This is a genomic window from Pseudomonas sp. P1_A1 (assembly GCF_056406935.1).
In genome coordinates this window covers 227,724-251,972 of the sequence record NZ_JBFTZE010000002.1, presented here as the reverse complement: position 1 = coordinate 251,972, position 24,249 = coordinate 227,724, and the positions used below count along the sequence as shown (strand labels likewise).

Sequence of the window (24,249 nt, the reverse complement as noted above, 5' to 3'; positions counted from 1 at the left end):
CGCCAACACCGTCGCTTGAGCGACCAGGAGCAGCAACGTGGCGAAGCAAAGTTCTCAGAAATTCATCGCGCGCAACCGTGCGCCTCGAGTGCAGATCGAGTACGACGTCGAGCTTTACGGCGCCGAGAAAAAGGTTCAGTTGCCCTTCGTGATGGGGGTTATGGCTGACCTCGCCGGCAAGCCCGCCGAGCCTCTGGCACCTGTGGCCGATCGCAAGTTCCTTGAAGTGGATGTGGACAACTTCGACTCCCGCCTCAAGGCCATGCAGCCACGCGTCGCGTTCAACGTGCCCAACGAGCTGACCGGCGAAGGCAACCTGAGCCTGGACATCACCTTTGAAAGCATGGACGACTTCAGCCCGGCCGCCGTGGCACGCAAGGTCGACTCGCTGAACAAGCTGCTCGAAGCGCGCACCCAATTGGCCAACCTGCTGACCTACATGGACGGCAAGACCGGTGCCGAAGAAATCATCATGAAGGCCATCAAGGATCCGGCGCTGCTCCAGGCACTTGCCAGTGCGCCCAAGCCCGCCGAGCCTCAGGCTTAATCAGGACGAATGATCATGACCGATCCAGTACGCGCAGACGCCCAGACACTGGGCACCACCGAAGAAGCCAGCGAGTTCGCCTCCCTGCTGCTGCAAGAATTCAAACCCAAGACCGAACGCGCCCGCGAAGCCGTCGAGACCGCCGTGCGCACCCTGGCCGAACAGGCCCTGGCGCAGACCGACCTGGTGTCCAACGACGCCATCAAGTCGATCGAGTCGATCATCGCCGCCATCGACGCCAAGCTCACCGCCCAGGTCAACCAGGTCATCCATCACCCGGAGTTCCAGCAACTGGAAAGCGCCTGGCGTGGCTTGCACTACCTGGTCAACAACACCGAGAGCGACGAGCAGCTCAAGATCCGCGTGCTCAACATCTCCAAGACCGACCTGCACAAGACCCTGAAGAAATTCAAGGGCACCGCGTGGGACCAGAGCCCGATCTTCAAAAAGATGTACGAAGAAGAGTACGGCCAGTTCGGCGGCGAACCTTACGGCTGCCTGGTAGGCGATTACTACTTCGACCAGTCGCCGCCGGATGTCGAATTGCTGGGCGAACTGTCGAAAGTCTGCGCCGCCATGCACTCGCCGTTCATTGCCGCTGCCTCGCCGACCGTGATGGGCATGGGCTCGTGGCAGGAACTGTCGAACCCGCGCGACCTGACCAAGATCTTCACCACCCCGGAATATGCCGGCTGGCGCTCGCTGCGTGAGTCGGAAGACTCGCGTTACATCGGCCTGACCATGCCGCGCTTCCTGGCACGCCTGCCGTACGGTGCCAAGACCGACCCGGTGGAAGCCTTCGCCTTCGAAGAAAACACCGACGGCGCCGACAGCTCCAAGTACACCTGGGCCAACGCCGCTTACGCGATGGCGGTGAACATCAACCGCTCGTTCAAACACTTTGGCTGGTGCTCGCGCATTCGTGGCGTGGAGTCTGGTGGTGAAGTGGAGAACCTGCCGGCGCACACCTTCCCGACCGACGACGGTGGCGTGGACATGAAGTGCCCGACCGAAATCGCCATTTCGGACCGCCGTGAAGCGGAACTGGCGAAGAACGGTTTCATGCCGCTGCTGCACAAGAAGAACACCGACTTCGCCGCGTTCATCGGCGCCCAGTCGCTGCAAAAGCCGGCCGAGTACGACGACCCGGATGCTACCGCCAACGCCAACCTGGCCGCGCGCCTGCCCTACTTGTTCGCCACCTGCCGTTTCGCCCATTACTTGAAGTGCATCGTGCGCGACAAGATCGGCTCCTTCAAAGAGAAGGACGAAATGCAGCGCTGGTTGCAGGACTGGATCCTCAACTACGTCGACGGTGACCCAGCGCACTCCACCGAAACCACCAAGGCCCAGCATCCATTGGCGGCGGCCGAAGTGATTGTCGAAGAGGTGGAAGGCAACCCGGGGTATTACAACTCCCGGTTCTACCTGCGCCCGCACTATCAGCTCGAAGGTCTGACGGTGTCGCTGCGCCTGGTATCCAAGCTGCCTTCGGCCAAAGGCGCGTAACACCGCCCTTGATGTGATCGCTCCCACGCTCAGCGTGGGAGCGATCAGAACAACACAACGTGGTAGACACCACACAGGGAGAGAACATGGCTGTTGATATTTTCATCAAGATCGGCGACATCAAGGGCGAGTCCATGGACAAGGCCCACAAGGACGAAATCGACGTCTTGAACTGGAGCTGGGGCATGTCTCAGTCCGGCAATATGCACGTGGGGGGCGGCGGCGGTGCCGGCAAGGTGAACGTCCAGGACCTGTCGCTGACCAAGTTCGTCGACAAGGCCTCACCCAACCTGATGATGCATTGCGCCAGCGGCAAGCACATCGACAAGGTCAAGCTGACCGTGCGCAAGGCCGGCGGCGAAAGCCAGGTCGAGTACATGATCATTAACCTGGAAGAAGTGCTGATCAGTTCCCTGAACACCGGCGGCTCGGGCAGCGATGATCGTCTGACTGAAAACGTCACCCTGAACTTCGCCAAGGTGCTGGTGGATTACCAGCCGCAAAAAGCCGACGGCACCAAGGACGGCGGGCCGATCAAGTTCGGCTGGAACATCCGCCAGAACGTCAAGGTGTAATCGAACACGCCCCCGTCGTTATGCGTCGGGGGCATTTTGGTGCTTGCTCGAATCCAATCCTTTCCCATCCGGTGTCTGAGTCATGGCCAAGCCTTCGTTTATAAATCTGTGGAAAGCGTATTCCGATCTCCTGGTTACGTATCCTGACGCAAAGCCCTGTGATGGCCCTTGGGCAAACCAGTGTGCTATCCGCATGAGCATGACGCTCAATGCAGAGCTGACCATCAAGGTCAACAAGTCCACCTATACCGAACCCAAGTGTGCACATGAGCACGCGCGGGGTGCCGAGTCGCTGGCGAACTGGTTGTGGAAGCATCATCTGGGGCGGCCACTGATTCTTGGTGGAAGTGCCGAAGAACGCCGCAAGCTACAAGACAAGACCGGACTCATCTTCTTCAAGGATTGTTTCCAGCAGACAGGAGAGTCATCGGACAGTCGCACCGGCGACCATATCGACCTGTGGAATCGCGGCCTGACCATCGGCCGGTACAGCGATCCTTCCTACCGATCCCGAGCCATCTGGTTCTGGGAGCTGACATGATCAAGTCCAGCCGAAACGCTGTGCTCCTGTGTTGCGTATTGTCGAGTGTATCCGCGTGCGCCGACCAGCAAGCCCCGTCTGCTGCCGCGGACCAGGTAGTCACCCTAGGCGCACAACAGCTGACACTGGAGAACGACCAGCAGCGCTGCGTGTTGCGTAAACCGGATCAGAGCGTGCTGCCGCTCGAAATGCCATGGCCTTGCCAATTTGCGGTCGACCGCCAAGGCAAGCCGCACGTCGAGTCCTTCAACAATGTGCCGATTGCCATCGTGCTGCACATAAGCGTTGACCCTGCCAACAGTCGCGACTGTCGGTCCGAGTACCGCGCCGTACGCCAGATCAAAGGTCAGCTCGAACCTTCGGTGGTTTCTCGCAGTGCCAGTTGCCTGCGCGGTGCAGGCGATCAGAAAGACTACACAGCGCTTTTCACTTGGTAAACGACTTCGCATGCAATCACTCACGACTCTGCGCATCGCGCAAAACAGGTTGGGCTTTGAGGGTTGAAATGATCAAACGAACCCTGTTGATGCTGCTGTCTGGCTGCCTGCCGTGGAGCCTCGATGCCTGGGCCGGGCAGCAACCACTTGCTGCCCCCAGCAATCAAGTCATTGTCGCGGGACAAACGTTGACTCTGGAAAACCACGATCAGCAATGTGCGTTACGCAAACAGGACCAAAGCATCTTGAAACTAGACATGCCATGGCCTTGTTTTCTGAGTGTCGATCGCAAGGGCCAGCCACGGGTCGAAACCTTCAACAACGCCCAAATCATTATCGTGGAGCACTCCACGCCCGAGCCCCTTCCGAGCCGTGATTGTGACGCTCGGTATCAGGCCATCCGCCAAATCAAAGGCCAGCCCATGGAAGTGTCAAAGGTCGCCCATAGTGCTGGCTGTATGACCGGCGTCATGGACCAGAAAAATTTCGTGGCGCATTTCTCGTGGTAACCGAAATCGCCACCCGCGATCGCCTGCAACCGTCCCTGCTGGACCGGTTGACCGACGACGACCCGAGCAATCTCAAGGAAAGCGCCGACAAGCGCGTACTGTCCCTGACCCAACTCAAAGCCTCGGTGCTGCGGGACCTGGCGTGGCTGCTGAACACCACGTCATTGCTCAGCGCCGATGCGACGCTGCACACACCGGCCGGCACTTCGGTGGTCAACTTCGGGCTGCCGGCCCTGGCCGGTAACAGTGCGTCGAACGTCGATATTGCGGCGCTTGAAGCACTGATCCACCAGGCCATCGCCACGTTCGAGCCGCGGATTCTGCGCCATACCCTGCGCGTGCGGGCCCGGGCATCTGCCGAGATGAATCACAACGCCCTGAGTTTCGAGATCGAAGGCGACCTCTGGGCCCAGCCAGTGCCGCTGCGCCTGATGCTGCAAACCGATCTGGACCTGGAATCCGGCCATGTGCGAGTGGTCAACGCCGACCAGCGGAGACACTCATGAACCCGCGCCTGCTGGAACTGTACAACCAGGAATTGCACCACGTACGCGAAAGCGCGGCGGAGTTCGCCCAGGAGTACCCGAAAATCGCCAGTCGGCTGACGTTGTCCGGCATGGACTGCGCCGATCCGTACGTCGAGCGCTTGCTGGAAGGGTTCGCCTACCTGACGGCGCGGGTACAACTCAAGCTCGATGCCGAATACCCGACCTTCACCCACAATCTGCTGGAAATCGCGTACCCCCATTACCTGGCGCCGACACCCTCGATGACCGTGGTGCAATTGCAGGCCGACCCCGATGAAGGCTCGCTGAGCAGCGGCTTCCCGTTGCCCCGGGATACGGTTCTGCGTGCAGCCCTGGGTCGCGAAAGCCAAACCTGCTGTGAGTACCGCACTGCCCATGCGGTGACGTTGTGGCCATTGCAGGTCAGCCAGGCCGAGTACTTCGGCAACCCGTCCGCCGTGCTCGGGCGCCTGGCCGCCAGCGCCCCCAAGGCCAAGTCTGGCCTGCGCCTGACCCTGCGCACCGGTGCCGAACTGCCGTTCAACAGTCTGGCCCTGGACAACCTGCCGTTGTACCTCAACGGCGCCGACGAACAACCCTTTCGCCTCTACGAACAGTTGCTGGGCAACGCCTGCGCCGTCTTCGCCCGTCAGCCCGGCGGCGATTGGGTAGAACGCCTGCCACAGGATGCACTGCGCTCCGTGGGGTTCGACGATACCGACGCCGCGCTGCCCGTGGTCTCGCGAGCCTTCCAGGGCTATCGCCTGTTGCAGGAATACTTCGCCCTGCCCCGCCGCTTTCTGTTTGTCGACTTCACCGGGTTGAGCCGGGCGGTCAAACGCTGCGAGGGTCAGGAACTGGAGTTGATCGTGCTGTTCAACCGTCATGATCCGAGCCTGGAAGGCAGCGTCGGTGCCGCGCAGTTCCTGCCGTTCTGCACCCCGGCAATCAACTTGTTTCCCAAGCGCCTGGATCGCATCCACTTGTCGGAACGGGTGAATGAACACCATGTGATCGCCGACCGTACCCGGCCGATGGATTTCGAGATTCATTCCCTGACCGCCCTCACCGGCCATGGCACCGGGTCGGAACAGCCCTTTTTGCCGTTCTATGCCGTCCGCGATCCGTCTCGCTACGGCCGCGATCAGGCGTATTACACGGTGCGGCGCGAAYCCCGCATGCTCTCCAGCGGCCAGCGGCGCAACGGCCCACGTTCGACTTACATCGGCAGCGAAACCTTCGTCAGTCTGGTGGACGGCCAGCAGGCGCCCTATCGTCACGACCTGCGCCAATTGGGCGTAACGGCGTTGTGCACCAACCGCGACCTGCCGCTGTTCTTGAGCGTGGGCAACAGCAAGACCGACTTCACCCTGGCCGACAGCGCACCGGTAGCGGCTATACGCTGCGTGGCAGGCCCGAGCCGCCCACGCGCCAGCCATGCCCACGACGCCAAGGCCTGGCGGTTGATCAGCCAGCTTTCGCTCAATTACTTGTCCCTCAGCGAGCAAGGCCAGGGCGCCGCCGCCCTGCGCGAGCTGCTGCGCCTGTATGGCGACGACAACGATGCAGCCTTGCAATTGCAGATCGAAGGTCTGCGCGAAGTCAGCAGCAAGGCCTGTACCCGACGCTTGCCAATGCCGGGCCCGATCGTGTTTGGCCGTGGGTTGGAGATCACCCTGGAATTCGATGAAAACGCGTTTCGCGGCACCGGGGTCTTCTTGCTCGGTGCAGTGTTCGAGCGCTTCCTGGCACGTTACGTGTCGATCAACAGTTTTACCGAGACGGTGATCCGTACCACCGAGCGCGGCGAGATCATGCGATGGAAAGCCAAACCCGGACGCCGTCCGACCCTGTGAATACCCTGGACGCGATGCATCAGGAGCCCTGGGAATACGACTTCTTCCAGGCATTGCGGCGCATCGAGTGCGAATCGCCTGAGCTTCCGCGCCTGGGCCATTCGTTGCGCCTGGCCGATGATCCCTTGCGCCTTGGGCAACAGGCCGATTGCACCTTCGCCCCCTCGACCCTGGCCTCGGTACAGCCGGGCATCGACGGTTCGCCGGCGCGCCTGGAGCAATTCTTTTTCGGCCTCGGCGGCCCCAACGGCCCGTTGCCGCTGCACCTCACCGAATATGTGCGTGAACGCCAGCGCAACAACGCCGACAGCACCAGCAAACGCTTTCTGGATGTGTTCCACCATCGCCTGCTGAGCCTGTTTTACCGGGCCTGGGCCGAAGCGCGGCCGACAGTCAGCCATGATCGCCCGGACGATGACTACTGGTCGGCACGTCTGGCAGCGCTGAGCGGTCGAGGCATGCCGAGCCTGCTCAAACAAGGCCTGATACCCGACACGGCGAAGCTGCATTACAGCGGTCATCTGTCGGCACAGACCCGCTATCCCGACGGTTTGAAGGCAATCATCGGCGAGTACTTCGGCCTGCCGGTGGAGATCGAAGAATACGTCGGTCAATGGCTGGTGCTGCCGGAGCGCAGCCGCGTGGGCGTCAGCGCCCACCAATTGGGCGTGGATTTTTGCCTGGGCCGCTGCGTCTGGGATCGCCAGCACAAATTCCGCATTCGCCTGGGGCCGCTCAAGCTGGACGACTACATGAGCATGTTGCCCGGCAGCCCATCCTTCAATGAGCTGGTGGCCTGGGTGGCCGAATACCTGGGCCATGAACTGGACTGGGATCTGAACCTGGTTCTGAAACAGCCCGAAGTGCCGACGCTGCAACTCAATGGCCGCTTCCGCCTGGGGTTCAATACCTGGGTGGGCAAGCCCGCAAAAGATGCCAAGGACTTAATACTGGCCCGGCATTACGCCGAGCAAGCCAACACCTCACAGATCTCAAGGAGCCAAGAGCATGGGTGAAATCAGTCGCGCCGCGTTGTTCGGCAAACTCAACAGCGTGGCCTACAAAGCCATCGAAGCCGCCACCGTGTTCTGCAAGTTGCGCGGTAACCCTTATGTGGAACTGGCCCACTGGTTTCATCAGTTGCTGCAATTGCAGGATTCGGACCTGCACCGCCTCATCCGCCAGTTCAATATCGAGCCGGCGCGCCTGGCCCGGGACCTGACCGAAGCCCTGGACCGTTTGCCACGGGGCTCGACGTCAATCACTGACTTGTCTTCCCATGTGGAAGAAGCCGTGGAGCGTGGCTGGGTCTACGGCAGCCTGATGTTCGGCGAAAGCCAGGTGCGTACCGGTTATCTGGTGTTGGGCATCCTCAAGACGCCGAGCCTGCGCCATGGATTACTGGGACTGTCGGCAGAGTTCGACAAGATCAAGGTCGAGGCCCTGAGCGAGCGTTTTGACGAGTACGTCGGCGACTCGCCGGAAAATGCACTCAGCGCCAGCGATGGTTTCAACGCCGGCAGCGTGCCCGGTGAAGCCAGTGGCGCCATGGCCCCAAGTGCCATGGGCAAGCAGGAAGCGCTCAAGCGTTTTACCGTCGACCTCACCGAACAAGCGCGCAGTGGCAAGCTTGACCCGATCGTCGGCCGTGACGAAGAGATCCGCCAATTGGTAGACATCCTCATGCGTCGTCGGCAGAACAACCCGATTCTGACCGGTGAAGCCGGCGTCGGTAAAACCGCCGTGGTCGAAGGTTTTGCCCTGCGCATCGTCGCCGGTGACGTGCCTCCGTCGCTCAAGGACGTGGAACTGCGCAGCCTGGACGTTGGCCTGTTGCAGGCCGGCGCGAGCATGAAAGGTGAATTCGAACAGCGCCTGCGCCAAGTCATCGAAGACGTCCAGGCCTCACCAAAACCGATCATCCTGTTTATCGACGAAGCCCACACCCTGGTAGGTGCCGGTGGCGCCGCCGGCACCGGGGACGCGGCCAACCTGCTCAAGCCGGCCCTGGCCCGGGGCACCCTACGCACCGTGGCCGCCACGACCTGGGCCGAGTACAAAAAGCATATCGAAAAAGACCCGGCCCTGACCCGCCGCTTCCAGGTGGTGCAAGTGGCCGAGCCGTCGGAAGACAAGGCGCTGTTGATGATGCGCGGCGTGGCCTCGACCATGGAAAAACACCATCAGGTGCAGATCCTCGACGAAGCCCTGGAAGCCTCGGTCAAACTGTCCCATCGCTACATCCCGGCGCGCCAGTTACCGGACAAATCCGTGAGCCTGCTGGACACCGCCTGCGCCCGCGTTGCCATCAGCCTGCACGCCGTGCCGGCCGAAGTGGACGACAGCCGTCGGCGCATCGAGGCGTTGGAAACCGAGCTGCAGATCATCGCCCGCGAGCACGCCATCGGCATCGTCATCGGCGCCCGCCAAACCCAAAGCGAAAACCTGCTGAGTGCCGAACGCGAACGCCTCGCCGAGCTGGAAAGTCGCTGGGCCGAAGAGAAAACCCTGGTAGACGAATTGCTCGCCACCCGCGCCACCCTGCGCGAGCGCGTCGGTGTGGTAGACAGCGAGGACGGCAGCGAGACCAGCCACGCCTTGCGCGAAAAACTGGTGGACCTGCAACAGCGTCTCAGCGCCCTGCAAGGGGAAACGCCACTGATTCTGCCGACGGTCGATTACCAGGCCGTGGCCTCGGTGGTCGCCGACTGGACCGGGATTCCGGTGGGCCGCATGGCCCGTAACGAACTGGAAACCGTGCTCAACCTCGACCTGCACCTGAAAAAACGCATCATCGGCCAGGACCACGCCTTGCAGATGATCGCCAAACGCATCCAGACCTCCCGCGCCGGCCTCGACAACCCGAGCAAGCCGATCGGGGTATTCATGCTCGCCGGCACCTCCGGCGTGGGCAAGACCGAAACCGCCCTGGCCCTGGCCGAGGCCATGTACGGCGGCGAGCAAAACGTCATCACCATCAACATGAGCGAATTCCAGGAAGCTCACACGGTGTCCACCCTCAAGGGTGCGCCACCGGGCTACATCGGCTATGGCGAAGGCGGCGTGCTGACCGAAGCCGTGCGGCGCAAACCCTACAGCGTGGTGCTGCTGGACGAGGTGGAAAAGGCTCACCCGGATGTGCACGAGATTTTCTTCCAGGTCTTCGACAAAGGTGTGATGGAGGACGGCGAAGGCCGGGTGATCGACTTCAAGAACACCTTGATTCTGCTGACCACCAACGCTGGCACCGAGCTGATTGCCCAGGTCTGCAAAGACCCGCAAAACGTGCCGGAGCCCGAAGAAATCGCCAAGGCCCTGCGCCAACCACTGCTGGAGATTTTCCCGCCGGCATTGCTGGGCCGGCTGGTGACCATTCCGTATTACCCGCTCAGCGACGAGATGCTCAAGGCCATTACCCGCCTGCAACTCAACCGCATCAAGAAGCGCGTGGAGAACACCCACAAAGTGGCGTTCGAGTACGACGATGAGGTGATCAACCTGATCGTCTCCCGTTGCACCGAAACCGAAAGTGGTGGGCGGATGATCGACACCATTCTGACCAACAGCCTGCTGCCGGACATGAGCCGCGAGTTCCTCACCCGCATGCTCGAAGGCAAAGCGCTGGCAGGGGTGCGGATCAGCGCCCGGGACAACGAATTGCACTACGACTTCAGCGACGCCGCCTAAGCGGCCCTCCTCCGTAGGAAGGAACCGAGCAGTGACAAGGGATAACTGATGCTATTCAAGCAACTCTCACGCCTGGCAAAGATCACCAGCCCCCTGGGGCCGGATGTGCTGTTGCTCAAGGACATGGGCGGAGACGAAGAATTGGGGCGGCTGTTCAACTATGAGTTGCAGCTGCACTCGCTGGACAACGCCATCGACCTCAACCAGTTGCTCGGCAAACCCATGTGCCTGAGCCTGCAACTGGACGGCGGTGGCGAGCGTCATTTCCATGGCATCGTTGCCCGTTGCAGCCAGAACGTCGACCAGGGCCAGTTCGCCAGTTACCAGGTCACGCTGCGGCCCTGGCTATGGCTGTTGACCCGCACCTCCGATTGCCGGATTTTCCAGAACCTGACCATTCCGCAGATCATCAAGCAGGTGTTTCGTGACCTGGGTTTCTCGGATTTCGAAGATACCCTGAGCCGGCCCTATCGCGAGTGGGAATACTGCGTGCAGTATCGCGAAACCAGCTTCGACTTCGTCAGCCGCCTGATGGAACAGGAAGGAATCTACTACTTCTTCCGCCATGAACAGGGTCGTCATGTGCTGGTACTGGCCGATGCCTACGGCGCCCATGCCAACGTGCCCGGCTATGCCTCGGTGCCCTACTACCCCAAGAATGAACAGCAGCGCGAACGCGATCACATCCACGACTGGCACCTGGCCCAGCAAGTCCAGCCGGGCTCGCTGGAACTCAACGACTATGACTTCCAGCGCCCCAGCGCGCGCATCGACGTGCGCTCGGCCATGCCTCGTCCGCACACCGCCGGCGATTATCCGCTGTATGACTACCCCGGCACCTATGTGCAAAGCGCAGACGGCGAGCACTACGCCCGTACCCGCATCGAAGCCTTGCAGACCCTGCACGAACAGGTCGAGCTGGCCGGCAATGCCCGGGGCCTGGGGTCGGGTCATTTGTTCAGCCTCACCGGCTTCAGCCGCCAGGACCAGAACCGCGAATACCTGATCGTCGGCGCCCGCTACCACATTGACCAGGAAAGCCTGGAAACCAGCGGCGGCGTGGCTTCGGCACAGTTCGAAAGCAGCCTGACCTGCATCGACGCCCAACAAAGCTACCGCCCGCTTCCCAACACCCAGCGCCCCATCGTCAAAGGCCCGCAGACCGCATTGGTGGTCGGTCCCAAGGGCGAGGAAATCTGGACCGACCAGTTCGGCCGGGTGAAGGTGCACTTCTACTGGGACCGTCACGACCAATCCAACGAAAACAGTTCGTGCTGGATTCGCGTGTCGCAATCCTGGGCCGGAAAAAACTGGGGCTCGATGCAGATCCCGCGGATCGGCCAGGAAGTCATCGTCAGCTTCCTCGAAGGCGACCCGGACCGGCCAATCATCACCGGCCGCGTCTACAACGCCGAACAGACCGTGCCCTACGACTTGCCGGAAAACGCTACCCAGAGCGGCATGAAAAGCCGTTCGAGCAAGGGCGGCTCACCGGCCAATTTCAACGAAATCCGCATGGAAGACAAAAAAGGCGCCGAGCAGTTGTACATCCATGCCGAGCGCAATCAGGACATCGTGGTCGAGGTGGATGAAAGCCATTCGGTCGGCCACAACCGCAACAAGAGCATCGGGCATGACGAGACAGTGACCATCGGCAACAACCGCCTGCGCATCGTCAAGCAGGAAGACATTCTGTCGGTAGGCCAGCGCAAGACCGACAGCATCAGCCAGAGCTACGTCATCGAAGTGGGCGAGAACCTGCGATTGGTGTGCGGTGAAAGCATCCTGGAGCTCAATGCCAGCGGCCAGATCAACCTGACCGGCGTGCAAATCAGCGTCTATGCCAGCGGTGACGCCGAGATCAACACCGGCGGCGTACTGCACCTGAACAATGGCGGCGGCGCGGGCGCCACGCCTGATGGCCAGGGCGTCAAGGCCAGCATCGACGCCAATATCAATGCCGCGTTCCCCAACGCCAAGGGTTAACCACGAGATTTAAGCGCCATGACTTACCGCATCAATGAATTCCAGTTCCAGCTCCCGGCAAGCGAACTGCAAGACGCCTCGATCAACATCCTCAAGTTCCCTGAACTGGGCACTTCGCTGATCGTCAGCCGCAGCTTGCTGGCCGAGGGCGAAACCTTGCAAAGCAACTTCGACGACCAGTTCAAGCGCCTGGAAAAACAAGTGCAAGACTTGCGTTTTCAACCAGGCGTCGCCGTGCGCCTGGGGGCCAACCAGGAAGTCGAAGGCATTGAGTTGCGCAGCCAGTTCAACAAGGGCAACGACAAAGTCTTCCAATACCAGTTGGCACTGGTATTGCCCGGCACCCGCAAGATGCTCGCCCTGAGCTACGTGAAGGCGGAAAAACTCGGCGATGCCGAAGCCGCGCATTGGGCGACCATCAAGAGTTCGTTGCTGTTCGACGTTCCGGCCTGATGAGCACCCTGCATGTCTGACGCACTCTGGGCCGCCCGGCTGGGCGATGCACTCAGCCACACCTCGATGATGGCCGACATTCTTGGCGGCGTGCTGGAGGTGGCGGCCAACATCGCGATCACCGCGGTGGCGACGGCTGCCGTGGTGGCGGCCACGGGCATCACCGTCGTCACCGGGGGGTTGGGTTGCGTCGTGCTCGGCTTGGTGGTGGGCACGATCGTCGGCCTCACCATGAGCAAGACCGGGGCCGACAAGGGCTTGAGTAACCTGTGCGAGAGCTTCAGCAATGCGCTGTTTCCGCCCACGGTGCAGGCGAATATTCTCACCGGTTCCACCAACACCCTCACCAACAACATCCCCGCCGCCCGCGCCGCCGGGGCGATTCCGTCCCATGTTGCGCCGGCCGGCACCGAACTGGAAGCACCCGAGCCGCAAGCCGAGCCCAGCTATCTGGACATGGCCGAGAGCTTCTTCTCGCAGATGTGGCGCCCCACCGTCGCCACCCCGGCGCCCGGCGCAGTGCCCAAGCCGCTGGACCTGCTCGTCTGCATGAAGCATCCGCCGATGCCGCCGCAGTTCATGGCCGAGGGTTCGGACAAGGTCACCATCAACGGCCAGCCCGCCGTGCGCAGCGGCGACCGCAGCACCTGCGATGCCAAGGTCGTATCGTCCGGGCTGATCTCATCGAACGTGACCATTGGTGGCGGTTCCGTGGTGGTGCGCGAGATCCGCAGCGGCAAGACCCCGGGCGTGGGGCTGGCGGTCACCGCGTTGCTGATGCTCAAGGGCGGCAAGGGCAAATTCTTCAGCAAATTGCCGTGCATGCTGATCGGCGGCGCGACGTCGATGGCTGTCAGCAGCGCCATGGGCGCCATGGCCAACGCCGCCATGGGCTCGTCGAACCCGGTGCATGCCGCGACCGGGGCCAAGGTGCTGGGTGGGGACGAAGAGCTGGATTTCGTGCTGCCGGGCGTCTTGCCGATCGATTGGCAGCGCTTCTACAACAGCCGTGACGAGCGGCGTGACGGGTTGTTTGGCACGGGCTGGAGCGTGTCCTACGAGGTGCGCGTGGAAATCCTGCCTCACCCCGAGGGCGGGGAAACGTTGGTTTATACCGACGAACAGGGCCGGCGCATCGACATGGGTTCGATCCCCTTGGGCGGTGCGGTGTTCAGCGCGGGTGAAGGGCTGAGTGTTCGGCGGCACGTTAATGGACAACTGTTGATTGAAAGCGATGACGGCATGTACCGCTTGTTCAATCCGACGCCGGGCAATACAGCACTGCTGCGCCTTGATCAATTGGGCGACCGCAACGACAACCGTATCCACCTCGACTATGACGACACCGGACGGTTGGCGCGCCTGCGGGACACCTTCGATCTGGTGCAGGTCGAGCTGATTCAAGAAGGCGCTCGCGTGGCTCGGGTGGAACGCCTATACCCCGACCAACACCGCGAAGTACTCGTCAGTTACGGCTATGACGCAGCCGGCAACCTGGCCGAAGTGCGCGACGCCACCGGCCAGGTGCAACGGCGCTTCGCCTACGACGCCGGGCGGCGTATGGTCGAGCATCAGTTGCCCACGGGGCTGCGGTGTTTCTATGAATGGGCTTATATCGAGGAAAAAGAATGGCGCGTGGTCGGGCACTGGACCGACGAGGGCGACACTTACCAGTTCGACTATGACCTGAACGCCGGTGCAACGCGCATCACCGATGGTTTGCAGCGCATCAGCACACGACGCTGGAACACCCAGCACCAGATCACCGAATACACCGACAACCTCGGCCAGACCTGGCAGTTCGAGTGGAACGACGAACGCCAATTGCTCAGCGCCACCGACCCGCAGGGCGGGCGCTACGAATACAGCTACGACGACGCCGGCAACCTGATCGGCGAAACCGACCCGCTGGGCCGCAGTGAATCGACCTTATGGCTCGAGCACTGGGCCTTGCCGCTGGTGGAGACCGACGCCGCCGGCAACAGCTGGCAATATCGCTACGATCAGCGCGGCAACTGCATCGCCGAAACCGATCCGCTGGACCATGTCACCCGCTACCGCTACGACACCCAAGGCCAGGTCGTCGAGATCATCGACGCCACCGGCAAAAGCAAAAGACTGCGCTGGAACCCGTTCGGCCAACTGGTCGAACACATCGATTGCTCGGGTTATCCGACGCGGTTCAACTACGACAACCGGGGCTATCTGCAAACCATCACCGATGCCCTCGGCGAACGCACCCAATTCAGCTACGACGCCCAGGGACGGTTGCTCAGCAGCCAATTGCCGGACGGGCGCACCGAGCAATATCAGCGCGACGTCAGCGGCCAGCTGACCGGTTATACCGACCCGGCCGGGCACACCACGCTCTATCAACACAACCGTCGCGGCCAGGTGCGTCAGCGTACCGACGCCCATGGTCGGCAAGTGCAGTTCGGGTACGACCGCTACGGGCGGCTGCAAGCGCTGACCAATGAGAATGGCGAGAGTTATCGCTTCGCCTGGGATGCAGGGGATCGGCTGACCGAACAGCAGGATCTGGATGGCAGTGCCAAGCGCTACACCTATGACCTGCTGGATAACGTCGCGGCGGTCACGGCTGTTCCGGCGCCTTATGGCAACGGCCTGGCCGTCGTCCCCGAGTCGCCCCCCGCTCCTATCGTTCACCAACTGGAACGTGACGCCGTCGGCCGGCTGATCGCCAAAGTCACCGACGATGGCCGCACCGACTACACCTACGACCCACTGGACCAGCTCACCGCCGTCACCTTCACCGACCACCASGGCAACGCACAAACCCTGAGCTTCGCCTAYGACGCCCTCGGCCARTTGCTCGAAGAACAAAGCGCSGCCGGCARCCTGCACYAYCACTACGACGAACTCGGCAACCTGATCCAGACCCAACTGCCCGACGGCCGCTGGCTCAATCGCCTGTACTACGGCAGCGGCCACYTGCACCAGATCAACCTCGACGGCCAGGTCATCAGCGACTTCGAACGCGACCGCCTGCACCGCGAAGTGCTGCGCACCCAGGGCCAGATCAGCACCCGCAGCGAATACGACCGCAGCGGGCGCTTACGCTCACGCCAACGCCGACACAGCAGCCAGCCATCGCTGATGCCGCCAGCGGTGCAGAAACATTTCGAGTACGACCCCGCCGACAACCTGATCGGCAAACTCGACCAGCAACCCGCCACGCAACACCGCCAACTGCTGCACTACGACGCCACCGGCCGCATCATCGCCAGCCAGGACAGCCTGCACGGCCAGCGCGAAACCTTCGCCTACGACGCCGCCGCCAACCTGCTGGACGGCCCACAACCCGGCGCCGGGCTGGTGGTGCACAACAAACTGCTGACCTATCAGGACAAGCGTTATCGCTATGACGCGTTTGGCCGGATGATCGAAAAACGCAGCGCTCAACGGGGCCTGCAGCGCTTCGGTTACGACGCCGAAAGCCGGTTGATTGAAGTGCGCAATGAAAACGGCAGCGTGGTCAGAATGACCTACGACCCACTGGGCCGGCGCATCGAAAAAACCGTACACGACACCAACTGCTACCCTCTCGGCGAAACCCGCTTCACCTGGGACGGCCTGCGCCTGTTGCAGGAACATCGCCATCAACAGACCAGCCTCTACCTCTACGAAGACGAAGGTTACGAACCCCTGGCCCGGGTCGACGGCACCGGCCCGCTGCAAAAAATCCGCTACTACCACAACGACCTCAACGGCCTGCCGGAACAACTCACCGAAGCAGACGGCCACAACGTCTGGCAGGCGAGTTATCGGGTGTGGGGCAACACGTTAGAAGAGGTGCGCGAGCCGTATTACATTGAGGAGCAGAATCTGCGGTTTCAGGGACAGTACCTGGACCGGGAGACGGGGCTGCATTTCAATACGTTCAGGTTTTATGATCCGGATGTGGGGCGGTTTACTACGCCGGATCCGATAGGTCTAAACGGCAGTTTAAATTTTTATGCATACGGCCCCAATCCCTTCGAATGGATCGACCCACTGGGACTGTCTTGCCGCCTAAACTCTGTAGGCAGAACGCCTGGTAAGAGCAGCCGTACGGGGAAAGCCGTGATAGCGCGGATGAGAGCCGAAGGTAAAATAATTGGCTCCGGGAAAAACATGAGATTCCAGAGCACCGACAAGAATTGGTATTCGATTAAAGACGCTGACATGGCGCATAAAACAGATGCCGTTAAATATTGGAACTCTAAAGGCGGCTTCCATGGAGCCAAAACCAAAGAAGTGAGGGGATGGATGCGCGACCCAGATAACTATGAGCTGGAATACTATTCCCACAACCGGTCTAAAGGTGCACTACTCACGGACCGATACAGGGATCCCGGCGACTTTATCGGCCCAGCTGAAAAACCCATATATTAGGAAAGGATTGTTACATGAAAAATTTAGCAGATAAAAATCCCACGTTGGCAGATGAAATAATGGCCATCATGGCCTCGGGCAATGAGCTCGATGAGCAAAACAAAAAGGATGAAGCCCAAGCCTTGTACCAAAAAGCATGGGACTTGCTTCCTGAGCCAAAACTTGAATGGACACCTCTGTCGTCATGGGTCACAGGTTCTTTTTTCAACCTGCACTTCGACAACGGTGACTTCGAGGCCGCTAAAGATTGGGCGCAAAAGACCCTTGATGGCCGAGAGTCAGATATCGATACAGGTCCGTTGATCAACTTGGGAATGGTCTACTTTGAACTGGAAGATTATTCACAGGCTTATAAATATTTTGACGACGCTTATAGCTTCGGCAAGGCACGAGCCTTCCAAGAAAGACCAAAAAAATATTTGAAGTTCTATTTAGAGAAAAAATCCTGACCACGACCGAGGTCTCTAGGGCCGACGCGTCGAAGAAACCGAGCAGGATGCCGATCGAGGTTTACGGATGAAAAAGATAGCTCAAACTGTGGACCTATTAATCTCCCACAGCCAAATTCAATTCCGCTCACGGAACTTCGACGAAACTTCATGCCGGTGGGGCAAAGTTAACCTGGAGCAGGGTGCGGTCCTCCATAGCGACTATGTTGTGTTTGACCCTCTCCCCGAAGAAGCATTCGGGGCAAACGTACACCTGAAACTGGAAGACAGTTTCAACCTCGACGCCACCGCCCAGCGCTGCATCTTCGTGCCGTTTCATGTCACGGATCCCAGTCATGTGGAAATTGCATCCGCTGCTGAGAAATTAAAGGTCGAGCTTGATCTAGAGAAACGCGACTATGCGTTGTACTTCGAGGTTTGCGAGGGTGAAGAAATCTTTTACAAAATCACTCTGGTCCCATCAGACAGCAAAGTTCCAGCCAAGTACCTGCTGGACGATCCTTGGGGCGGCGAGAAAGACAAGGTACTGGTAGAGGGACTTCGTTAGACATTCATCTCTGCAGCCAACAAAAAATGGGCACCCGATTCAATCGGCGTGCCCATTCTTTTCATTATCGTTTTTCCCTCAGCGTTCGAGGTACTTGCAGCAATTACGGATTAACGCTGTCTTTCAACGACTTGCCTGGCTTGAACGCAACAGTATTGCTGGCCTTGATCTTCACCGGCTCACCGGTTTGCGGGTTTTTGCCGGTGCGGGCACCGCGATGGCGTTGCAGGAAGGTGCCGAAGCCCACCAGCGTGACGCTATCCTTGCGATGCAGAGCGCCGGTGATTTCTTCGAGAACGGCGTTGAGAACGCGATTGGCCTGTTCTTTGGTGAGATCTGCTTTTTCCGCGATGGCAGCGGCGAGTTCTGGTTTACGCATGAGTGAAGCCCCTTTGACGGTTTTTTGTTGTTATGTCCGTGCTGTTCTCGTTGGAACAGCGCCCAAGGCGCCGCAGGTGCTCTACTCTGCGGCAGACGGGAATGAGGATGGCATGCGCGCAAGAGCGGCGCCAGTCTCCCCGCGACCTTTGTGGGGGCAAAAACGGGGTGATTCCGACAGAACGACCGGCATTTACGCCAACAGGGCCGGAAGTTCTTTGTTCAGGGCGAGTTTTTCCATCACCGCCGCGCCGGTCAGGGCATAGCCCAGCAATTTGCCGGCGCTGTCGCGGCACAGCACCTTGATGTCCGCGCCCTGCCCTTCGACCGTCCAGACGCCCTCCGCGCCCCGTGGCGGCGGCGAAACCACCAAGGGGCAGACCGGGGTTTTCACGGTGATCGGCATCGGGCCGTAACTCACCGCCGTAGGGTTTCCGGCGAGGGTCTGGGCCAGCGCTCTCGCACAGCTCATGAGGGGCATGACGTACAACAGATTCAGCCCGTCGACCTCGGCGCAATCGCCCAGGGCGTAGATGTTGGCGTGAGAGGTTTTCAGGTGGCGGTCAACCACCACACCACGATTGACCTGCACCCCGGCAGCGGCCGCCAGGTCGATGCGCGGACGCAGGCCGATGGCCGACACCACTACGTCGCAAGGGATGACCTGGCCGTCAGACAGATGCGCTTCCAGGCCGTCAGCCACTCGCTGCAAGCGATTGAGCACCGGCCCGAGGTGGAAGCGCGCGCCCAGGCTTTCCAGGCCGGCCTGGACCGCAGCGGCCGCCGCCGGGTGGAGCAAGGTCGGCATGACTTGTTCGCAGGGAGCAACCAGTTGCACTTCGTAGCCACCGAGAATCAGGTCGTTGGCAAATTCGCAGCCGATCAAACCAGCGCCCAGCAGCAGCACCCGACGCTTGCCGGCCGCCGCCGCGCGAAAACGTGCGTAGTCTTCAAGGTCGTTGATCGGGAAAACCGCGTCGGCCGCGTCGCCTTCGATCGGCACGCGCACGGTTTCCGCGCCCCAGGCCAGAATCAGGTCGCGGTAGATCACCGATTCTTCACCGATCCACAGGCGCTTGTGGCCCGGATCGATGCCGCTGATGCGTGTGTGGGTGCGCACTTCGGCCTTCAATTGCTCGGCCATGGCGCCCGGTTCGGCCATGCTCAGGCCATCGGCGTCCTTATTCTTGCCAAAGCCGGTGGAAAGCATCGGCTTGGAGTAGGAGCGTCCGTCATCTTCGGTAATCAACAGCAGCGGGGTTTCGCCATCGAGTTTGCGAAACTCCCGGGCCAGGTTGTAGCCAGCCAGCCCAGTGCCGACGATCACGACAGGTGCGTTCATTCCTAGCTCCTTGGATGCTTAGTTGATTTCAATCATTTCAAAATCCATTTTGCCCACGCCGCAGTCCGGGCACAGCCAGTCTTCCGGCACGTCCTGCCACGGTGTGCCCGCCGCAATACCGTCGTCCGGCCAGCCTTCGGCTTCGTTATAGATCAGGCCGCAGACCACACATTGCCACTTTTTCATTCAGGTATTTCCTCGGGATTCAGGCTTTTGCCGGCGCGAACGGTCGATAGATGAAGCGTTGCCGTCCGGCTCAGGGCGTTTTGTACTGATCGGGCCCGACAGATGCAAGCCTGTTCGGCGCAACGGCAGGCCGGATCAATCAAACTCGCCGCCTGACATGGTAAGCTCGCCGCCTCATTTGCTGCCAATAATGACTCACTGTGCCGCACTCAAAAGCCCCTTCCCCGACGCCGCTCTGGCTTTCTCAAAGCCAACTGATGCCCCGCCCCGACACGTCTACGCTCGATTGGTTGTTCGATGAAGGGTCACTGACCCGACGCCTGACCCGTTTGTCGAATGACGGTTTCAGCGTCACACCGCTGTTCGAAGGCTGGCAATCGCTGCGCGCCGACGAATGTGCCGCGCTGGAGCTGGCCGAAGGCAGCGAAGGCTGGGTGCGTGAGGTGTATCTGCGCGGCCATGGTGAAGCCTGGGTGTTTGCCCGCAGCGTAGCCGCGCGTAGCGCGCTACAGGGCGACGGATTGCACATGGATGAGCTGGGCAGCCGTTCTCTGGGTGAATTGCTGTTTTGCGATCAGGCATTTCAGCGCCGGGCCATCGAGGTTTGTCACTATCCTCAAGCGTGGTTGCCGATGGAGGCTCAAGCACCTGAACTGTGGGGCCGGCGCTCACGTTTCGACCGTGGCGCCCTGAGCGTGCTGGTGGCCGAGGTTTTCCTGCCGACCCTGTGGAGCGCCGCCCGCGCGCATCCGGAGAACTGCTGATGTACCAGAACCTGCTCAAGTCTCTGAACCGCGTGAATCCTCGGGCCTGGGATTTCATTCAGCTGACCCGCATGGACAAGCCGATCGGCATTTACCTGCTGCTGTGGCCGACATTGTGGGCACTGTGGATTGCCGGTGAAGGTTCGCCGTCACTGGCCAATATCGTGATTTTCGTGCTCGGCGTGGTACTGACCCGTGCCGGCGGTTGCGTGATCAACGACTGGGCGGACCGCAAGGTCGATGGCCATGTGAAACGCACCGAGCAACGGCCGCTGGTGAGCGGCAAGATCAGTTCAAAAGAAGCCCTGGTGTTCTTCGCGGTGCTGATGGGCGTGAGTTTCCTGCTGGTGCTGTGCACCAACGCGGCGACTGTCTGGCTGTCGCTGGGCGGTTTGGCCCTGGCCTTCACTTACCCGTTCATGAAGCGCTACACCTATTACCCACAAGTGGTGCTGGGCGCGGCGTTCTCCTGGGGCATGCCGATGGCGTTCACTGCCGAGACCGGTGAGTTGCCGGCGACAGCCTGGTTGCTGTGGATCGCCAACTTGCTGTGGACTGTGGGATACGACACCTATTACGCCATGACCGACCGCGATGACGACCTGAAGATCGGGGTGAAATCCACCGCGATCCTGTTTGGCGATGCCGACCGGGTGATCATTCTGACCTTGCAAGGCCTGGCGCTGGGCTGCCTGTTGCTGGCTGGCTCGAAATTCCATCTCGGTGGCTGGTTCCACCTTGGGTTGCTGGTGGCGGCAGGCTGCTTTGCGTGGGAGTTCTGGTACACCCGCAGCAAAGACCGGATGCGTTGCTTCCAGGCGTTTTTGCATAACCACTGGGCGGGGTTGGCGATTTTCGTGGGGATTGTGCTGGATTACGCGTTGCGTTGACCATTGGAAAAGATCGCAGCCTGTGCAAGCTCCAACAAGGGGATGGAGCGACTGCAGGCTGCGAACTGTTACGGCGCAGGCGAATCGCTTATTTATGCTCGCGCATGACGTGCCAGACTTCCTTCATATTGTCGCCTGCCATGTCACCGGGTTTTTTGTCCTTCATGAAGGTGTAAAGCGGCTTGCCATCATAGGCCCACTGCATCTTACCGTCGTCACGCTTGATCGTGCTCCACTTGCCTTCGGGCTTGGCGCCCTCCGGCGCCATCATTGGCGGCCAGTATTCAGCGCACTCGCCGTTGCACATCGACTTACCGCCTGAGTCCTTGTCGTACGTGTACACCGTCATACCCTTGTGATCGACCATCATCCCGTCTTTCATCATGGCGGGTTCTGCCGCAAAGGCCATGGACGGCAACGTTAGCGCAGCCGTGACCAGCAGGACCTTCCAGGATTTAGCAATGTGATTCATGGAAACCTTCCTCTTGTGGTTGTCAGGATTCGGAATTAGAGCTTAGTTCAGGATCGCGACAATCGCAGGGCGGCTAAAATACTGTCACACGACTGCAATAATTCCGTTATCTAATGCGGCGCAAGACAGTTAAATGACAAGAGGATTAAGGCATGGTTGGCAGGAGCATTCTGATCGTCGACGACGAAGCGCCCATTCGCGAAATGATCGCCGTTGCGTTGGAAATGGCCGGCTATGACTGCCTGGAGGCGGAGAACTCCCAGCAGGCCCATGCCATTATCGTCGACCGCAAACCGGACCTGATCCTGCTCGACTGGATGCTGCCCGGCACCTCCGGCATCGAGTTGGCCCGCCGCCTCAAGCGCGACGAGCTGACCGGGGATATCCCGATCATCATGCTCACCGCCAAGGGTGAAGAGGACAACAAGATCCAGGGCCTGGAAGTCGGCGCCGACGACTACATCACCAAACCGTTTTCCCCCCGCGAACTGGTGGCACGCCTCAAAGCCGTACTGCGCCGCGCCGGCCCGACCGATGGCGAAGCGCCGATCGAAGTCGGTGGCCTGCTACTGGACCCGATCAGCCACCGCGTGACCATCGACGGCAAACCTGCCGAGATGGGCCCGACCGAATACCGTTTGCTGCAATTCTTCATGACCCACCAGGAACGCGCCTACACCCGCGGCCAGTTGCTGGATCAGGTCTGGGGCGGCAATGTCTACGTCGAAGAGCGCACTGTCGACGTGCACATCCGTCGCCTGCGCAAAGCCCTCGGCGATGCTTACGAAAACCTGGTACAAACCGTGCGCGGCACCGGCTACCGGTTCTCCACCAAGGCCTGAACCGGCCGCCAGACTCGCTGACAAGGACGCATATTTTCCGTGAACCAAAACTGGCATGGCACCCTGATTCGCCACATGCTGTTACTGGTCACCGCCTGCCTGGTGATCGGCCTGATTTCCGGCTACTACGGCTGGAGCCTCGCCGTGGGCCTGGGTGTTTACCTGGCCTGGACCCTCAAACAGCTGCTGCGCCTGCACGAATGGCTGCGCCTGCACCAACCCGATGAAGCACCGCCCGACGGCTATGGTCTGTGGGGTGAAGTGTTCGACAGCATCTACCACCTGCAACGCCGCGACCAACGGGTACGCGGGCGCCTGCAAGCGGTGATCGACCGGGTCCAGGAATCCACTGCCGCGCTGAAAGACGCAGTGATCATGCTCGACAGCGACGGCAATCTTGAGTGGTGGAACCGCGCGGCTGAAACCCTGCTGGGCCTCAAGACTCCTCAGGACAGTGGCCAGCCGGTGACCAACCTGGTGCGCCATCCGCGCTTCAAGGAATACTTCGAGCAGGACAACTACGCCGAACCATTGGAGATTCCGTCGCCGATCAACGATCGCCTGCGCATTCAGCTGTACATCACCCGCTATGGCAACAACGAGCACTTGATGCTGGTGCGCGACGTGACGCGTATCCATCAGCTGGAGCAGATGCGCAAAGACTTCATCGCCAACGTGTCCCACGAGCTGCGCACACCCCTGACGGTGATTTGCGGCTACCTGGAAACCCTGCTCGATAACGTCGAGGACGTGAATCCGCGCTGGACCCGTGCCCTGCAGCAAATGCAGCAGCAAGGCGGGCGCATGCAGACCTTGCTTAACGATTTGCTGCTGCTGGCCAAACTGGAAGCCACCGATTACCCATCGGACAACCAACCAGTGTCCATCGATAGCCTGCTGCAATCGATCAAGAGCGATGCTCAGCAGCTGTCGGGTCAGAAAAATCAGCGCATCACCCTGGAAGCCGACCCGACGATTCTGCTCAAGGGCAGTGAAGCCGAACTGCGCAGTGCGTTTTCCAATCTGGTGTTCAACGCGGTGAAATACACCCCGGCCGAGGGCAATATCCGCATTCGCTGGTGGGGTGACGAGCAAGGTGCACACCTGAGCGTGCAGGATTCGGGAATCGGCATCGACAGCAAGCACCTGCCGCGCCTGACTGAACGCTTCTATCGCGTCGATTCCAGCCGCAACTCCAACACCGGTGGTACCGGGCTGGGGCTGGCCATCGTCAAGCACGTGTTGCTGCGCCATCGGGCACGCATGGAAATCAGCAGTGTGCCGGGGCATGGCAGCACGTTTACCTGCCATTTTGCGCCGGCCCAGGTCACCAAATCCCGCGTGATCAGCGCCGCGGACTGATACCGACTAGCACTCG

The 24,249-nt window shown here is 60.5% G+C and carries 23 protein-coding genes; 19 read left to right on the top strand and 4 right to left on the bottom strand.

Features of this window, described 5'->3' with window-relative positions:
* The first annotated feature begins 37 nt into the window (after positions 1-37).
* The 15 genes from tssB to comJ all read left to right on the top strand — a co-directional run bounded on the left by tssB (position 38) and on the right by comJ (position 17,997).
* Positions 38-547 carry a type VI secretion system contractile sheath small subunit gene (gene tssB / locus AC1D2Q_RS04035; protein WP_102614536.1) on the top strand — a complete coding sequence of 170 codons (510 nt, stop codon included), beginning with the start codon at positions 38-40 and terminating at the stop codon, positions 545-547.
* A gap of 15 nt (positions 548-562) precedes the next feature.
* Complete coding sequence (gene tssC / locus AC1D2Q_RS04030) at positions 563-2,056, top strand: type VI secretion system contractile sheath large subunit (protein ID WP_477812330.1); 1,494 nt, start codon at positions 563-565, stop codon at positions 2,054-2,056.
* An 86-nt stretch (positions 2,057-2,142) separates the two neighbouring features.
* A complete protein-coding gene (locus AC1D2Q_RS04025) occupies positions 2,143-2,631 on the top strand; it encodes an Hcp family type VI secretion system effector (RefSeq protein ID WP_477812329.1) in 489 nt (162 codons plus the stop codon).
* 82 nt (positions 2,632-2,713) lie between these two features.
* Positions 2,714-3,172, top strand: a complete 459-nt coding sequence (locus AC1D2Q_RS04020) for a type VI secretion system amidase effector protein Tae4 (protein WP_305447502.1) — start codon at positions 2,714-2,716, stop codon at positions 3,170-3,172.
* Complete coding sequence (locus AC1D2Q_RS04015) at positions 3,169-3,609, top strand: hypothetical protein (RefSeq protein WP_305447503.1); 441 nt, start codon at positions 3,169-3,171, stop codon at positions 3,607-3,609. Before AC1D2Q_RS04020 ends, AC1D2Q_RS04015 begins: the two co-directional genes overlap by 4 nt.
* Before the next feature lie 68 nt (positions 3,610-3,677).
* Complete coding sequence (locus tag AC1D2Q_RS04010; protein ID WP_305447504.1) at positions 3,678-4,118, top strand: hypothetical protein; 441 nt, start codon at positions 3,678-3,680, stop codon at positions 4,116-4,118.
* On the top strand, positions 4,112-4,624 hold the full coding sequence (tssE, locus tag AC1D2Q_RS04005) for a type VI secretion system baseplate subunit TssE (protein ID WP_019580412.1): 513 nt from the start codon (positions 4,112-4,114) through the stop codon (positions 4,622-4,624). The genes AC1D2Q_RS04010 and tssE overlap by 7 nt, the downstream gene beginning before the upstream one ends.
* Complete coding sequence (tssF, locus tag AC1D2Q_RS04000) at positions 4,621-6,480, top strand: type VI secretion system baseplate subunit TssF (protein ID WP_477812328.1); 1,860 nt, start codon at positions 4,621-4,623, stop codon at positions 6,478-6,480. Before tssE ends, tssF begins: the two co-directional genes overlap by 4 nt.
* Positions 6,444-7,496, top strand: coding sequence for a type VI secretion system baseplate subunit TssG (gene tssG, locus AC1D2Q_RS03995; protein ID WP_477812327.1), 1,053 nt, complete (start codon positions 6,444-6,446; stop codon positions 7,494-7,496). Before tssF ends, tssG begins: the two co-directional genes overlap by 37 nt.
* Positions 7,489-10,167, top strand: a complete 2,679-nt coding sequence (tssH, locus tag AC1D2Q_RS03990; protein ID WP_477812326.1) for a type VI secretion system ATPase TssH — start codon at positions 7,489-7,491, stop codon at positions 10,165-10,167. Before tssG ends, tssH begins: the two co-directional genes overlap by 8 nt.
* A gap of 48 nt (positions 10,168-10,215) precedes the next feature.
* Positions 10,216-12,153 (top strand): type VI secretion system Vgr family protein, encoded by a 1,938-nt coding sequence (locus AC1D2Q_RS03985; protein WP_477812325.1) that lies wholly within the window; start codon positions 10,216-10,218, stop codon positions 12,151-12,153.
* Between the two features lie 18 nt (positions 12,154-12,171).
* Positions 12,172-12,606 carry a DcrB-related protein gene (locus tag AC1D2Q_RS03980; protein WP_477812324.1) on the top strand — a complete coding sequence of 145 codons (435 nt, stop codon included), beginning with the start codon at positions 12,172-12,174 and terminating at the stop codon, positions 12,604-12,606.
* Between the two features lie 12 nt (positions 12,607-12,618).
* Positions 12,619-17,001, top strand: coding sequence for an RHS repeat-associated core domain-containing protein (locus AC1D2Q_RS03975; RefSeq protein ID WP_477812323.1), 4,383 nt, complete (start codon positions 12,619-12,621; stop codon positions 16,999-17,001).
* A 14-nt stretch (positions 17,002-17,015) separates the two neighbouring features.
* Complete coding sequence (locus tag AC1D2Q_RS03970; protein WP_477812322.1) at positions 17,016-17,450, top strand: hypothetical protein; 435 nt, start codon at positions 17,016-17,018, stop codon at positions 17,448-17,450.
* 67 nt (positions 17,451-17,517) lie between these two features.
* A complete protein-coding gene (comJ, locus tag AC1D2Q_RS03965; protein WP_477812321.1) occupies positions 17,518-17,997 on the top strand; it encodes a competence protein ComJ in 480 nt (159 codons plus the stop codon).
* A 103-nt stretch (positions 17,998-18,100) separates the two neighbouring features.
* Here comJ and AC1D2Q_RS03960 read toward each other — a convergent pair whose 3' ends face one another.
* From AC1D2Q_RS03960 to AC1D2Q_RS03950, 3 genes are all read right to left on the bottom strand, one after another.
* A complete protein-coding gene (locus tag AC1D2Q_RS03960) occupies positions 18,101-18,376 on the bottom strand; it encodes an HU family DNA-binding protein (RefSeq protein ID WP_003213368.1) in 276 nt (91 codons plus the stop codon).
* A gap of 192 nt (positions 18,377-18,568) precedes the next feature.
* Positions 18,569-19,717 carry an NAD(P)/FAD-dependent oxidoreductase gene (locus tag AC1D2Q_RS03955; protein ID WP_477812320.1) on the bottom strand — a complete coding sequence of 383 codons (1,149 nt, stop codon included), beginning with the start codon at positions 19,715-19,717 and terminating at the stop codon, positions 18,569-18,571.
* Positions 19,718-19,735: 18 nt separating this feature from the next.
* Positions 19,736-19,903, bottom strand: coding sequence for a rubredoxin (locus tag AC1D2Q_RS03950; RefSeq protein WP_007896465.1), 168 nt, complete (start codon positions 19,901-19,903; stop codon positions 19,736-19,738).
* A gap of 200 nt (positions 19,904-20,103) precedes the next feature.
* Between AC1D2Q_RS03950 and AC1D2Q_RS03945 the strand changes: the two genes are divergently transcribed.
* Positions 20,104-20,667 (top strand): chorismate--pyruvate lyase family protein, encoded by a 564-nt coding sequence (locus AC1D2Q_RS03945; protein ID WP_477812319.1) that lies wholly within the window; start codon positions 20,104-20,106, stop codon positions 20,665-20,667.
* Positions 20,667-21,557, top strand: coding sequence for a 4-hydroxybenzoate octaprenyltransferase (ubiA, locus tag AC1D2Q_RS03940; protein ID WP_018927398.1), 891 nt, complete (start codon positions 20,667-20,669; stop codon positions 21,555-21,557). The genes AC1D2Q_RS03945 and ubiA overlap by 1 nt, the downstream gene beginning before the upstream one ends.
* An 88-nt stretch (positions 21,558-21,645) precedes the next feature.
* Here ubiA and AC1D2Q_RS03935 read toward each other — a convergent pair whose 3' ends face one another.
* Positions 21,646-22,029 carry a COG4315 family predicted lipoprotein gene (locus tag AC1D2Q_RS03935; protein ID WP_477812318.1) on the bottom strand — a complete coding sequence of 128 codons (384 nt, stop codon included), beginning with the start codon at positions 22,027-22,029 and terminating at the stop codon, positions 21,646-21,648.
* Between the two features lie 152 nt (positions 22,030-22,181).
* Between AC1D2Q_RS03935 and phoB the strand changes: the two genes are divergently transcribed.
* A complete protein-coding gene (gene phoB, locus AC1D2Q_RS03930; RefSeq protein WP_007896474.1) occupies positions 22,182-22,871 on the top strand; it encodes a phosphate regulon transcriptional regulator PhoB in 690 nt (229 codons plus the stop codon).
* A 75-nt stretch (positions 22,872-22,946) separates the two neighbouring features.
* A complete protein-coding gene (gene phoR, locus AC1D2Q_RS03925; RefSeq protein WP_218585017.1) occupies positions 22,947-24,233 on the top strand; it encodes a phosphate regulon sensor histidine kinase PhoR in 1,287 nt (428 codons plus the stop codon).
* Positions 24,234-24,249: the final 16 nt, after the last annotated feature.